Annotated in this window: 9 protein-coding genes; 1 reads left to right on the top strand and 8 read right to left on the bottom strand. The window is 61.3% G+C overall.

The genetic code is table 11. The annotated features are described in order from the left end of the window. Nucleotides 1-33 precede the first annotated feature (33 nt). Nucleotides 34-1,059 carry a substrate-binding domain-containing protein gene (locus ACVTFQ_RS06990; protein ID WP_111561433.1) on the bottom strand — a complete coding sequence of 342 codons (1,026 nt, stop codon included), beginning with the start codon at nt 1,057-1,059 and terminating at the stop codon, nt 34-36. Between the two features lie 230 nt (nt 1,060-1,289). Here ACVTFQ_RS06990 and ACVTFQ_RS06985 point away from each other — a divergent pair, with 230 nt between their 5' ends. Beyond that, a complete protein-coding gene (locus tag ACVTFQ_RS06985; protein ID WP_112436301.1) occupies nt 1,290-3,734 on the top strand; it encodes a pyrroloquinoline quinone-dependent dehydrogenase in 2,445 nt (814 codons plus the stop codon). A 292-nt stretch (nt 3,735-4,026) separates the two neighbouring features. Here the strand turns inward: ACVTFQ_RS06985 and hflX are convergent, their stop codons facing one another. The 7 genes from hflX to dusB all read right to left on the bottom strand — a co-directional run bounded on the left by hflX (nt 4,027) and on the right by dusB (nt 13,361). Further along, nucleotides 4,027-5,355, bottom strand: a complete 1,329-nt coding sequence (hflX, locus tag ACVTFQ_RS06980) for a GTPase HflX (protein ID WP_111561431.1) — start codon at nt 5,353-5,355, stop codon at nt 4,027-4,029. A gap of 76 nt (nt 5,356-5,431) precedes the next feature. Beyond that, nucleotides 5,432-5,674 (bottom strand): RNA chaperone Hfq, encoded by a 243-nt coding sequence (hfq, locus tag ACVTFQ_RS06975; RefSeq protein WP_018325164.1) that lies wholly within the window; start codon nt 5,672-5,674, stop codon nt 5,432-5,434. 242 nt (nt 5,675-5,916) lie between these two features. Beyond that, nucleotides 5,917-7,281, bottom strand: coding sequence for a nitrogen assimilation response regulator NtrX (gene ntrX, locus ACVTFQ_RS06970; protein WP_018899970.1), 1,365 nt, complete (start codon nt 7,279-7,281; stop codon nt 5,917-5,919). Beyond that, nucleotides 7,271-9,541 carry a sensor histidine kinase NtrY-like gene (locus ACVTFQ_RS06965; RefSeq protein ID WP_111561430.1) on the bottom strand — a complete coding sequence of 757 codons (2,271 nt, stop codon included), beginning with the start codon at nt 9,539-9,541 and terminating at the stop codon, nt 7,271-7,273. The genes ntrX and ACVTFQ_RS06965 overlap by 11 nt, the downstream gene beginning before the upstream one ends. Nucleotides 9,542-9,763: 222 nt before the next feature. Further along, the gene (ntrC, locus tag ACVTFQ_RS06960; protein ID WP_018899972.1) at nt 9,764-11,215 is read right to left on the bottom strand and encodes a nitrogen regulation protein NR(I); all 1,452 of its coding nucleotides are present in this window, start codon (nt 11,213-11,215) and stop codon (nt 9,764-9,766) included. Then, nucleotides 11,212-12,363, bottom strand: coding sequence for a two-component system sensor histidine kinase NtrB (locus ACVTFQ_RS06955; RefSeq protein ID WP_018899973.1), 1,152 nt, complete (start codon nt 12,361-12,363; stop codon nt 11,212-11,214). Before ACVTFQ_RS06955 ends, ntrC begins: the two co-directional genes overlap by 4 nt. Then, nucleotides 12,360-13,361, bottom strand: coding sequence for a tRNA dihydrouridine synthase DusB (dusB, locus tag ACVTFQ_RS06950; RefSeq protein WP_470423741.1), 1,002 nt, complete (start codon nt 13,359-13,361; stop codon nt 12,360-12,362). Before dusB ends, ACVTFQ_RS06955 begins: the two co-directional genes overlap by 4 nt. Nucleotides 13,362-13,509 lie beyond the last annotated feature (148 nt).

Raw genomic sequence — 13,509 nt, 5'->3', positions numbered from 1 at the left:
AGTTTGGGGCTCTTGATCCAGTATTTATCAGCCTCAGCCGGTATGTTCCCTTCGCAGGGAGTAGCGCGAATAGGTGTCTATAGGAAGCAGAGTCTGATCGGCGATGAGATTTCCATCGCAAACGGACTTGAGTGCGGAGGCGGCCGTCCTGAGAAGATTGTCCAGATCTTGTGACAGGACATAGTCGATGGCGCCGGAGCGCAGCCGTCGTTCCGTTACGCTATCCAGCTCATGCGCAATGCAAACGGTACGACCAGCAAGGCCCTGTTCAACCAAGGCCTGCGCCATGCCGTCGTTACCGCCGCCGACATTGTAAATTCCGTCCAGACGCCCGTGCTTGCGTATGAAGTTCCGCACGCCCTCGTAATTCGCTTCATCCGTATCCTGGCCATTGATGACTTCCAGGATGTTGATGTTCGGAAAGCTGTTGCGACAGAGCGAGCGAAACCCGATTTCCCGATCTTCGTGACCGATATAGGCGGCCGTCGCCACTATCACCGCCACATTGGGCGACTGGAGTGGTTGCAGGTGTCGGCCAATGAGAAACCCCGCCGATTGGCCAGCCGCACGGTTGTTTATGCCGACGAACGCATGACGCGCTTCTGGCTCCAAATCCGAAACAAGCGAGATGACCGCCTTGCCATTGTCCATGCAATGCCGCGATGCAGCGGTCGTTACGGCCGTATTTCGTCCCACAATGGCAATCCCGTCCACGGAATTTTCGGACTGCAGGATTCGCGCGGCCAGTTGCTCATCGCTATCCCGGAAGCAGTTCACGAGGTCGAGCTGAACGCGGGCATGTGCCATCTCCGACGCAAGATGGTCGATGCGCTGGGACAGCCATTCGACAAAGGCTTCGCCTGTTTGCACGAACAAGCGAAAGCGCAGCGCGGGATGCTGGTCCGATCCAAGTGGAGGAGCCGCCAGTCGGTCAAGGGCCTGCTCGACAATCTTCTGCGTTCGAGGGTGCACTCCCGGCCGCTGATTGAGCGCGCGATCCAATGTCGCACGGCTAAGCTCGGTCAGTTCCATCAATTGTTTGATGCTCGGCCTTTTCATTTAGCTCCTCCAAGCCAACAGTTTTCCATTCCCAAAATCCTCCCGCCTTCTCATTAATGCCTCATATTGAGGCATTTTTCCTTCTTCACAAACTCAAAAAGAGGCATACAAGTGGTCAAATTGTCTCACATGCTCGATAGGTCGTTTTTTGCATTATTTAAGCGGACATTTTGATCAGATGCAAATGCATCAGGGTGAGGCAATTTAACCTCAATTCCAAGGTCTACTCTATGAATATTTTTCTCAACTGGGCGCGCATCGTGCTCGGCGTCGTCCTCGCCCTGCTGGGGGTGGGACTGGCCGCAGGCGGCCTTTACCTTGTCGTACTGGGCGGCTCCTGGTTTTATCTGCTGGCAGGACTGGCGCTCGCGGGCGTCGGGTATGGATTGATCCGCCAGCGAGTCTTCGCTTTCCCTCTCAGCCTGGCCCTTCTCGTCGCCAGCGTCATATGGGCCCTGTGGGAGGTCGGCATTGACTTCTGGCAGTTGGTACCGCGCCTTTTTGCCTTCACCATAATCACGCTTCTCGTTAGCGTGTTCTCTCCATTGCTGCGCAAGAAGAACGGTCAGCCCGGCATCGGTCCGCGGCCGGCCTTCGGAGTGGCGGCCGTACTGGCGATCGCCGTCGTGGGAACTTTCGTCGGTATGTTCCGGCCACACGCCACCGTCTCGCCCAGCGGGGAGAAGGCGGAAATCGTCAGCCCCGATGCCGGTAAGTCCGAGGGCGCAGACTGGACTGCCTGGGGGCGCGACACGCTGGGGCAGAAGTTCGTTCAGTTCGACCAGGTCAACAAGACCAACGTCAAGGATCTCAAGGTCGCCTGGACATACCGGACCGGCGAAATGGCCGTGGATGGTGGCGAGTATCAGGTAACGCCGCTTAAGATCGACGACACCGTTTACCTGTGCACGCCTTTGAGCAAGGTGATCGCTATCGATGCGACGACGGGCAAGGAAAAATGGCGCTTCGACCCGCAGCCGAAGATCAGCGAAAGCGTCAAGGGCTGGAAGCGTTGCCGTGGCGTCGGATATGCCGATCTCGACCAGCTAAAGGCTGACCAGAGCGGCGGCCAGCCGGTCGCCAACACCGGGGACCCCGCGGTCGCAACATGCCGCAAGCGCATCATCGAGACGACTATCGATGCGCGCATTCTGGCTGTGGATGCAGAGACCGGCAAGCTTTGCGAAGGTTTCGGTGTCAACGGCTATGTCGATCTGACCGTCGGCCTGACGCCCGACCCCAAGGGTGGTCAGGTTGGCAGCTACAACGTCACGTCGGCGCCTTTGGTTGCTGATGGTGTTGTGGTCGTCGGCGGACGCCTGAACGACAACCTGACTGTCGGCGAGCCTTCGGGTGTCGTCCGCGGCTTCGACGTCGTCAGTGGTAACATCCTCTGGGCCTGGGATCCGGCCCGTGGCGCGACGGACAGCACGCCGCTGCCCGCGGGGCAATACTACGCGCCGGAAACCCCCAATTTCTGGGGCACCGCCGCATACGATCCCAAACTTGGCCTGGCATACTTCCCGACGGGCAACCAGACCCCGGACTTCTGGACTGGCAACCGCCATCCCTACTCCAACGAATACAACGACGCCATTGTCGCGGTAGACTTGAAGACGGGCAAGGAACGGTGGCATTTCCGCACCGCCAACATCGACCAGTTCGACTATGACGTCACCTCGCAGCCGATTCTCTACGATCTGCCGCGCAAGGACGGCACGACCGTTCCTGTCGTGATTCAGCTGACGAAGCGCGGTCAGGTATTCGTTCTCGACCGGCGCGACGGCAAGCCCGTTTTCCCGGTGGAATACAGAAAGGTCGCAACCGACGTCATGCCGGGCATGCAGGTGTCCGAGACCCAGCCTTACTCGGCACTGTCCATTGGCGTCGATCCGCTAAAGGAATCGGACATGTGGGGCGCCACGATCTTCGATCAGCTCTATTGCCGAGTTCAGTTCAAGCAGATGCGCTGGGAAGGTGAATGGACACCGCTCTCCGACAAGCAACGAACATTGATTTGGCCGGGATATTACGGCGGCTTCAACTGGGGCGGCGGTGCTCTCGACCCAACGACTGGAACGCTGATCGTCAACGACATCCGCATGGCAATGTGGGGCAAGTTCCTCAAGCGTGAAGACGCCAGCAAGGCAGGTCTCGTCCCGTCTACGGAAGGCGAGTATTCCGAACAGAACGGCACCCCTTGGGGTGTGGAGCGCGGCATGTTCCTGTCACCGCTCGGCACCCCATGCTTCAAGCCGCCCTATGGCTCGATGACGGCCGTCGATCTGACGACCAATAAGGTCCGTTGGCAGGTGCCCCTTGGCAGCATGGAAGACGCCACGATCTACGGCATCTTCAAGAACGGCGTTCGCCCGGGCGTCAACATCCCGATCGGCATGCCGGTTCTGGGCGGACCACTGGTCACGAAGGGCGGCCTGACGTTCTTCCATGGATCGCTGGACTATTATGTCCGCGCGTTCGATAACGACACGGGCGACGAACTGTGGCGCTCGCGCCTGCCGGTCGGCGGCCAGGGCGTACCGATGTCCTACATGGACAAGAATGGCAAGCAGTACATCATCGTCGTGGACGGCGGGGCTACCCGTACCGGAACCAATCGTGACCGCGGCGATTATGTCATCGCTTACGCGTTGCCCGATGCACCCGCTCAATAGTGCCTAACCTGGAAAATTGAGCGTATCCCAGGGTGATGCCGAGTGTAGTGTACTCTCGGCATCACTCACCACTGTCTGGTTTAAATCTCTGGACCGGTTTGAATAAACATTGATTGTATTCGGTTTCGGACGTCTCTCGGTGTTCTGGCGATCAACGTCATGCGGCATGCGGGCCAGGATCGACAGGCCATCGTCACGCTTCGTCACCCGCCTGATGAGCCACGCCATCACAACCGTGGCATCGCCGCGACGGACGAGGCCAGCGGCGGCGAATGGACAATGGGGCGCCTGATCAGCGCTCCCAGTCTTCCTTCTGCCTGGTCGTGTTGCCAAGCCGGCGCTCGAGTTCGGTCGCTTCCGTTTCAGACAGCCTGAGATCGAGCGTGACCGAGCCGTCTTCGTTGTCTTCACGGCTGTCGACGATGGCGTGATCGTAAAGCCATGGCAGCAAGGCCAACTTGTCGACCGGGAGCACGACGGTGGTTTCCGTCAGCACGCCGGAAAGCCTGCGGCTGATCTCTTCCATCAGCGCATCGACGCCCTCGCCCGTCACGGCGGAAACCGCCACGACATTGCGGGCGCCTTCGGCCTTCTGGACGATTGCTTCGTGGTTTTCCGGCTCAAGACGGTCGATCTTGTTCCAGACCTCGATGATGCGCTTTTCGCCCTCGGCCTCGTCGATGCCGAGATCCTTCAGGATGCGGAGCACGTCGGCGCTTTGCGCCTGGTTGTCCTCATCGGCCATGTCGCGGACGTGCAGAACGAGATCGGCTTCCAGCACCTCTTCCAGCGTCGCGCGAAAGGCGGCGACGAGGTGGGTCGGCAGGTCGGAGATGAAGCCGACGGTATCGGATAGGATGACGGTGCGGCCATGCGGCAGCTTCATGCGGCGCAGGGTCGGATCGAGCGTCGCAAACAGCATGTCTTCGGCGAGAACGCCGGCGCCTGTGATGCGGTTGAACAGCGTCGACTTGCCGGCGTTGGTGTAGCCGACCAGCGCCACGATCGGATGCGGCACCTTGCGGCGCTTGGCGCGGTGCAGCTGGCGGGTGCGGACCACCTGCTCCAGCTCGCGCTCGAGCTTGATGATGCGATCCTGCAGCATGCGGCGGTCGGCTTCGATCTGGGTTTCACCCGGACCACCCATGAAGCCACCACCACCGCGCTGACGCTCTAGGTGGGTCCAGCTGCGAACCAGCCGGCCCTTCTGGTAATTGAGATGCGCGAGATCGACCTGCAGCGTGCCTTCCTTGGTGGAGGCGCGGCGGCCGAAGATTTCGAGAATGAGGCCCGTGCGGTCGATGACCTTGGCGTTCCATTCCTTCTCGAGATTGCGCTGCTGAACCGGCGTCAACGGATGATCGACGATGACGAGGCCGGAATCGGTCTCGTCAAGGCTGTCCTTGATCTCCTGGATCTTGCCGGTACCCATCAGCGTTGCCGGACGCGGCTCGCTGATGGTGACGATGGTGCCCTTGACCACATCGAGATCAATCGCCTGCGCCAGGCCAGTCGCCTCTTCGAGGCGGCTTTCCGGCGTGCGGGTCGTGGTGACGGCGTCGGCACTGCCGCGGCTGCCGCGTGCCTGCTTGAGCACGGGCACGACGACGGTCGCGCGCATGTCATCCCGGTGCTTCACAGCTTCCGGGATGATCGAATCATTCTTGGTATCACGTGTCGAGATGACGTCTGTCCTGTCAGGAAGCGGATTCTTCGCTTTCGAACATCTGCATCGGCTGGCCGGGCATGATGGTCGAGATCGCGTGCTTATACACGAGTTGCGAATGGCCGTCACGGCGCAGCAGAACGCAGAAGTTGTCGAACGACGTAACAACGCCGGTCAGCTTCACACCGTTAATCAGAAATATAGTCAGGGAAATCTTTTGCTTGCGAACAGTATTGAGAAATAAGTCCTGCAGGTTTTGAGAACGTTCCGCCATCGCGCCGATTCTTTCTTTATTGCCGGCCTTCACGTGCCGGTAAAATACTTCTTATTTTTCCATCAGGCAGCCGACAACCCTCATCCCTGCTGCCTGGAAAGCCTTTGGTATCAAATCGCAATCTTTTCCGCAACGGCGAAAAAGACCTGTCTAATTTTATGGGGCGGCAGATCACCTTAGACCCCTGCCGCTACCCTGCCCGCCCATCGAAAAGACACGCCGGCTACCGATCAAACCTCTGATCAGACGCCGAGCGACTTCAACTTGCGGTGCAGCGCCGAGCGCTCCATGCCGACGAACTCGGCGGTGCGCGAGATATTGCCGCCGAATCGATTGATCTGGGCGATCAGATAATCCTTCTCGAACATCTCGCGGGCCTCGCGCAGAGGAAGCGTCATGATGTGGTAGTCATTCTTTGCCGATACTTTCGGAAGCATGTCGCCGAGATCGGTCGGCAGCATCTCCGCGGTGATCGGCGCATCCGGACCGTCGGAGCGGGCGAGAATCATCAGGCGTTCGATATTGTTGCGCAGCTGGCGGATATTGCCCGGCCAGTCATGGGCCTGCAGAACCGCCATAGCGTCGTCGCCGATCCGGCGCGGACGAATGCCCGCCTGCTCGGAAATCTGGCGCATCAGTTGATCGACGAGGAACGGGATATCCTCGCGACGCTCGGCCAGCGACGGCACCTTGACCGGCACGACGGCCAGCCGGTGATAGAGATCCTCGCGGAACCAGCCCTCAGCAATCCGGCTTTCGAGATTGTAGGCGGTCGAGGAGACGATGCGCACATCGACCTTCACCCGCTTGGAGCCCCCGACGCGTTCGAACTGCTGATCGACCAACACGCGCAGGATCTTGTTCTGCGTCTCGCGCGGCATTTCGCCGACCTCGTCGAGATAGAGAATACCGCGATGCGCTTCCTCGAGCGCGCCGATCTTGCGGGCCTGACCGGGCGAACCCTCGGTTCCGAAAAGCGCGACTTCCATGCGGTCGGGCGTGATGTTCGCTGCGTTGATGGCCACGAACGGACCACTCGCGCGCGACGACTTCTTGTGGATCATCCGCGCGACCAGCTCCTTGCCGGAGCCGGAGGAGCCGAGGATCATGATGCGGCTGTTGGTCGGCGATACCTTCTCGATCGTCTGACGCAGCTGCGAGACCGCCACGGAGGTGCCGATCAGCTCTACCGGATCGCCGGCCTTGCGCTTCAATTCGGAGACTTCACGCTTGAGCTTGGAGTTCTCCAGCGCACGCTCGGCAATCAGGATCAGGCGGTCGGCCTTGAAGGGCTTCTCGATGAAATCGAAGGCGCCGCGCTTGATGGCGGAGACAGCTGTCTCGACGTTGCCGTGGCCGGAGATCATGACGACGGGAATATCGGGATGGCGCGCCTTGACCTCATCCAGCAGCGCCAGACCGTCGAGCTTGCTGCCCTGCATCCAGATGTCGAGGAAGATCAGCCGCGGCGCACGATCGGATATCGCGGCAAGGGCGCTGTCGCTGTCGTGCGCGGTGCGGGTCTCGTGGCCCTCGTCGGAGAGAATGCCGGAGACGATCTCGCGGATGTCGTGTTCGTCGTCGACGACCAGAATATCAGAGGCCATATGCATTTTCCTTGTCACTTGCAGCCGAGGCGGCGGGCGATTGCTCCAGGCGTGGCAGATGCACGCGGATCATGGCCCCTCTTCCCTGGTCAAAATCAGCGGGAGCGTCATGCAGTTCGAGCTGCCCGCCATGTTCTTCAATAATCTTCTTCACGATGGCGAGGCCGAGACCGGTCCCCTTCTCGCGCATCGTCATATACGGTTCCAAAATGCTGTGCCGGTTCTCGACGGGCAGACCGCGTCCGTTGTCGATGATATCGACGGTAAAGCGGTCACGCGGCTGATCGAGCGATGCGCGCACCAGCACCTTGCGCTCATCGCGCTCGTCGACCGGCACGGCCTCTATCGCTTCCACCGCGTTCTTGATGAGATTGCCGAAGGCCTGGCCCAGCATGCGGCTGTCGAATTGTCCTTCAAGCGGCGCATCGCCGAATTCCTGCAGGAAGGCGACGTGGCTGTTGCCCATCTCGCGCAGGAAGACCGCGTCATGCAGGATCTTGCGCAGGTCGCTCGGCTCCTTGATGGGCTTCGGCATGCGCGCGAAGGAGGAGAACTCGTCGACCATGCGGCCGATATCGCCGACCTGGCGGATGATCGTCTCCGTGCACTGATCGAAGACGCCGCGGTCGTCCTGATTAATCTGCTTGCCGTAGCGGCGCTGGATGCGCTCGGCCGAAAGCTGGATCGGGGTGAGCGGGTTCTTGATTTCGTGGGCGATACGGCGCGCCACGTCGCCCCAGGCGGTGGAGCGCTGGGCGATGACGAGATCGGTGATGTCATCGAGCGTAATGACGTAAGATTCGCTCATGTCGCGCACTTCCTCGCGCGTCACCTGGACGCTCAGCGTGCGTACTGTGCCGGCGCGCACCAGCGCGATCTGCTTGCGGAAATCGCCGCGATAGCGCGACGCCGCCTCGGTCAGGACCTGGTCGACCTCAGGCGCGATTTCGGAGAGCTGCTTGCCGAGCATGTCGCCCGCATCGAGCGCCATCAGCGTTTCGGCCGAACTGTTGACGATGGTAACCCGGCGATCATGCTCGACGCCGATGACGGCGGCGGTGACGCCAGAGAGCACCGCCTCGATGAAGCGGCGGCGGTCGTCCACCTCATCCTTGGCTTCGAGGATCTCGTCGCGCTGGGTGCGGATCTCCGAGATCATCTTGTTGAAGGTGCGCGACAGATTGGCGACGTCGCCGTCAACGGCATGCACGGGAACGACGATGTCCATATTGCCGGATGCAACGCTATCGGCCGCCGTGATCAGCAGGCGGATCGGGCGGACAATACGGTCGGCAACGGCGATAGCCGTCCAGATGGCGGCGAGGAGCACGATCAGCGCGAAGCCGACATAAAGGATGGCGAAGGCGATCTGCAGCGAGAAACGCCCCGCCTCCATCGACCTGTATTCGGTGGCGTTCTCCTCCATCATCCGCATCGCGGTCATGACCTTGGGGTCGACCGCTCGCACCGTGTAGAGGAAGGCGCCGTCGATGGATTCGAGCCTGATGATGGCGCCGACAAGGTTCGTCACACCCGGCGGAATGAGCGTCGGCTGGCCGGCCGACGCCTTGTTCAGGGCGTCTTGGGGGATCGCCGGCAGTGGCTTTTCGGTCTTGATATCGGCCTGCGTGATAACAGTACCGTCAGCCTGCACCAGGAAGGCGCCGAGCAGGCCGCGTCCCCTCGCCTGGCGGGTCATCAGTTCGGCAAAGCCGGTGCGGTCGAGATTGAACAGCTGGCGATTGCGCTCCAGATCGTTGGCCATCGAGACCGTCTGGCCCTGCAGGTAGCTCGCATTCTCCATCATGTAGGCCTGCCCGATGTTTCGGGAGGAACTGACGATCGACTGCGTCCTCAGCGCGAACCAGCGGTCGAGACCGGCGTTCAGCGTGATACTGGCGAAGAGGGCAACGAGAATGGCGGGCGTGATCGCCACGATCGAGAACAGCACGACGATACGGATATGCAGACGTGCCGCGGCGCGGCCACGCTTGCGCGCTTTCAGAAGCCGCGAAACCTCGCGGCCGATCAGCGCCATCAGGCCGAGCACGAAGAAGGAGTTGACGACGACCGAAGTGATGACGACCGGCGATGTCGGCGCGATCGGCGTCAGGCCGAGCAGCACGAAGAGCGTCATCGTCGCGCAGAGGAGCGCGCCCCCGGCAAGCACGAGACCGGGCAGAGCAAACAGCGCGCGGCGATCCGTTACCGTGGTAACTGCTTCGCCCTCCGCCGCCGGCGGCAACGCATCCTGCTTCATTCGTTTAACTCTCCACGCGGCGAAACGCATTTCGCCGCCGTCCATGGGTCAGGGTGAAAGACCGCGCTCGATCTCCCGCTCGTCCATCGTCGAGCCGGATCTTCGGACGCAGAACTGACCGCAGGAACACAAACCCCTTGCGTGACTTATTGGCAACGCAATGTGGCGAAAATGCAACGCATCACGTCACATTGTCAAGCGCTGCGGGTCAAGCCAACAGGGTCAAGCGGTGCGGGAGCTTCTGTAGACGGATACGCCGAGTTCGCGGATCTTCTTGCGCAACGTGTTGCGGTTGAGACCTAGGAGATCGGCGGCCTTGATCTGGTTTCCGCGCGTGGCCGTCAGCGCTGCCAGGATGAGAGGATACTCCATCTCGGTCAAAACGCGGTCATAAAGGCCCGGAGGCGGCAGGTTATCGCCGAAAGTCGCGAAATAGGACCGCATGTTTTCTTCGACAGCCTGCGCAATGGTCATGTTGCCATTGCGGATCGGACCCTTCTCGATCGGGCTATCCGGCACGTCGGAGCGCAGCTCGGATTCGATGATTTCGCGGGTGATCACATCCTGTGGATAAAGTGCCATCAGGCGGCGGATGAGGTTCTCCAGCTCGCGCACGTTGCCCGGCCAGGCGTAAGCCTTCATCAGATCGAGCGCTTCCTGATCGAAGCGCTTGGTGCCGAGGCCTTCCTTCTCCGCCTGCTGGACGAAGTGACGGACGAGATCGGGGATGTCTTCGGCGCGATCGCGCAGCGGCGGCAGGCGCAGCGGCACGACGTTGAGGCGGTAGTACAGATCCTCGCGGAAGAGGCCCTGGTTGATCGCCTGCTTCAGATCCTTGTTAGTGGCGGCAACGATGCGCACGTCGGTGCGGATCGGGGTGCGGCCGCCGACGGTGGTGTATTCGCCCTGCTGCAGCACGCGCAGCAGGCGCGTCTGCGCATCCATCGGCATGTCGCCGATTTCATCGAGGAACAGCGTGCCGCCCTCGGCCTGCTCGAAGCGGCCGGTGGAGCGGGTCTGCGCGCCGGTGAAGGCACCCTTCTCATGGCCGAAGAGCTCGGATTCGATCAGGTCGCGCGGGATCGCGGCCATGTTGATCGCCACGAAGGGACCGTTGCGGCGCTTGCCGTAGTCATGCAGCGCGCGGGCGACGAGTTCCTTGCCGGTGCCGGATTCGCCGGTGATCATCAGCGTCAGGTCGGTCAGCATCAGGCGCGCGAGAACGCGATAGATTTCCTGCATGGCGGCCGAACGGCCAACCAGCGGCATGCCGTCCTGCACATCGTCCTCGACCTTGGCGGGCTTCCGCTTCGGCTCGGACAGCGCCCGGCCGATGATGCCGATCAGCTCGGTCAGATCGAAGGGCTTGGGCAGATAGTCGTAGGCGCCCTTTTCCGAGGCCTTGATCGCCGTCATGAAGGTGTTTTGCGCGCTCATGACCAGCACCGGAAGATCCGGGCGGGCCTTCTTGATGCGCGGAAGCAGGTCGAAGGCATTCTCGTCGGGCATGACGACGTCGGTGACCACGAGGTCACCCTCGCCGGCCGAAACCCAGCGCCACAGTGTGGCGGCGTTCGAGGTGATACGCACGTCATATCCGGCGCGGCTCAAGGCCTGATTAAGCACCGTACGAATTGCCGCATCATCATCCGCGACGAGGATCGTTGCTGTCATCGAGAAGGTCCTGTGGGGGTTATGGTTGCGTCCTCAAGCGATGCGTCCTTGGAGGCAGGCATGAGCACGCGGAATGTGGTTTTGTTGGTCTGGCTGTCGCATTCGATGATGCCGCCATGATCACCGATGATCTTGGCCACCAGCGCAAGACCGAGGCCGCTGCCGTTGGTCTTGGTGGTGATGAAGGGATCGAACAGATGCGGCAGAAGATCGGACGGAACGCCCGGGCCGTTGTCCTGCACACAGAACTCCAGCGGCAGCGAAATCTTCTCGCGCGTTCCCGCGACCGACAGGCGGATGCCGGGACGATAGGCGGTCGTCAGCACGACTTCGCCATCCGGCCGGTCGCCGATCGCCTCGGCGGCGTTCTTAACGAGATTGAGGAAGACCTGCACCAGCTGGTCGCGGTTGGCGTAGACCGATGGCAGCGACGGGTCGTAGTTCTCGGTGATCTTGATGTGGCGCGCAAAGCCCGCCTTGGCCACCGCCTTCACATGATCGAGCACGGAATGGATATTCACCGGCACGCGATCGACTGGGCGCTCGTCGGAGAAGACTTCCATGCGATCGACCAGCGAGACGATGCGGTCGGTTTCGTCGCAGATCAGCCGGGTCAGCGCGCGGTCATCGTCGGTCGCCGAGTGTTCGAGAAGCTGGGCGGCGCCGCGAATGCCCGAGAGCGGGTTCTTGATTTCGTGCGCCAGCATGGACGCGAGACCGGTGACCGAACGGGCAGCAGCGCGGTGCGTCAGCTGCCGGTCGATCTTGTCGGCCATCGAGCGTTCTTGGAAGACGATAACGACGGAGCCTGGCTCGCTCGTCACCGGCGCGACGTAGATGTCGACGAGCTTGTCCTGGCCGAGCCTCGGCGAACTCAGATCGACGCGATACTCGTTGATCGGCGCGCGGCGTTCGCGCACCTGGTCGATCAACGCCAGAAGCGGGCTACCGAAGGGAATGAAGGTCGAGATCTTGTAACGCGCCAGATGAGAGGCGCTGGCCCCGAAGAAGGCTTCCGCCTCCCAATTGGCGAAGGCCACAAGCCCGGCGTCATCGACCATGATGACGGGGTTCTGGATGGCGTTGAGAACGGCCATGGCGACGGCACTGCCGGCATGGGCAGATGATAGCGACGCGTCGTTTGTCATGCAGCCTCCCGGGCATCTGTATTGTCTGCCGCCGCGACCAGGGCATCGTGGAATCGTTGCGAGACCTCGCGTGGGTCCCGCGCGGTCATGATCGCCGCCTTGTCGTTTGCCGACACCGACGGTGCGAAGCGCTCCATATACCAGCCGAGATGCTTGCGCGCATGACGAACGCCGACCGCTTCGCCATAAAAATCGAGCATCATACGATAATGTTCGACCGCGATATCGGCGATCTCCCATGGCTGGGGCGCATCGGCTCCGGCGAGCACGCCGGCATGCCACGGACGCCCCTGGCAGCCACGGCCGATCATGACGGCATCGGCGCCGGAGCGGCGCAGGATTTGATGGGCGTCCTCGACCGTTTCGACGTCGCCATTGGCGACCAGCGGGATGGTCAGAACATCGCGGACCGCCCTGATCGCATCCCAATCGGCGCGTCCTTCGTAAAACTGCATGCGCGTACGGCCGTGGATCGTCACCAGCTGAACACCGGCCTCCTGGGCGCGTTTTGCGATTTCGGGGGCGTTGATAGAATTCTCGTCCCAGCCAAGGCGCATCTTCAGCGTGACGGGAACATCGACCGCCTTGACCGTCGCCTCGATCAGTCCAAGCGCGTGGTCCGGGTCACGCATCAGCGCCGAGCCGGAATAGCCACCGATCACCTTCTTGGCCGGGCAGCCCATGTTGATGTCGATGATATCGGCACCGTGTGCGGCGGCGATCTTCGCGCCTTCCGCCATCCAGTGCGCTTCGCGACCGGCAAGCTGCACCATGTGCGGATTGAAGCCAGCGGTCTTCAGCCGCGCCCAGGATTGCTCGGTGTCGTTGACGAGTTCGCGGCTCGCCACCATCTCAGTCACCACCAGCCCTGCGCCATGGCGCCAGGCCAGTTGACGGAACGGCATATCGGTGACGCCGGACATGGGCGCCAGCACGATACGGTTGCGCACCGCAACGGTTCCGATGCACAAAGGAGATGCGAGGTGTATGTCAGACAACTGATTATCTTTCAGGCACGCTAAGCAGGTGCACTATTTTTAGACAGATTTAAAAGACTTGCCAAGGGGGAAGTGCCCGAATTGATATTTTTCGGGCAAATGCTGGAATTCGGTGCGCCAAGCCGTTAGAGCACCTCCAGAAATTCTG

It is taken from the genome of Rhizobium sp. O111 (assembly GCF_055616315.1).
This window is presented reverse-complemented; position numbering and strand designations above follow the sequence as displayed.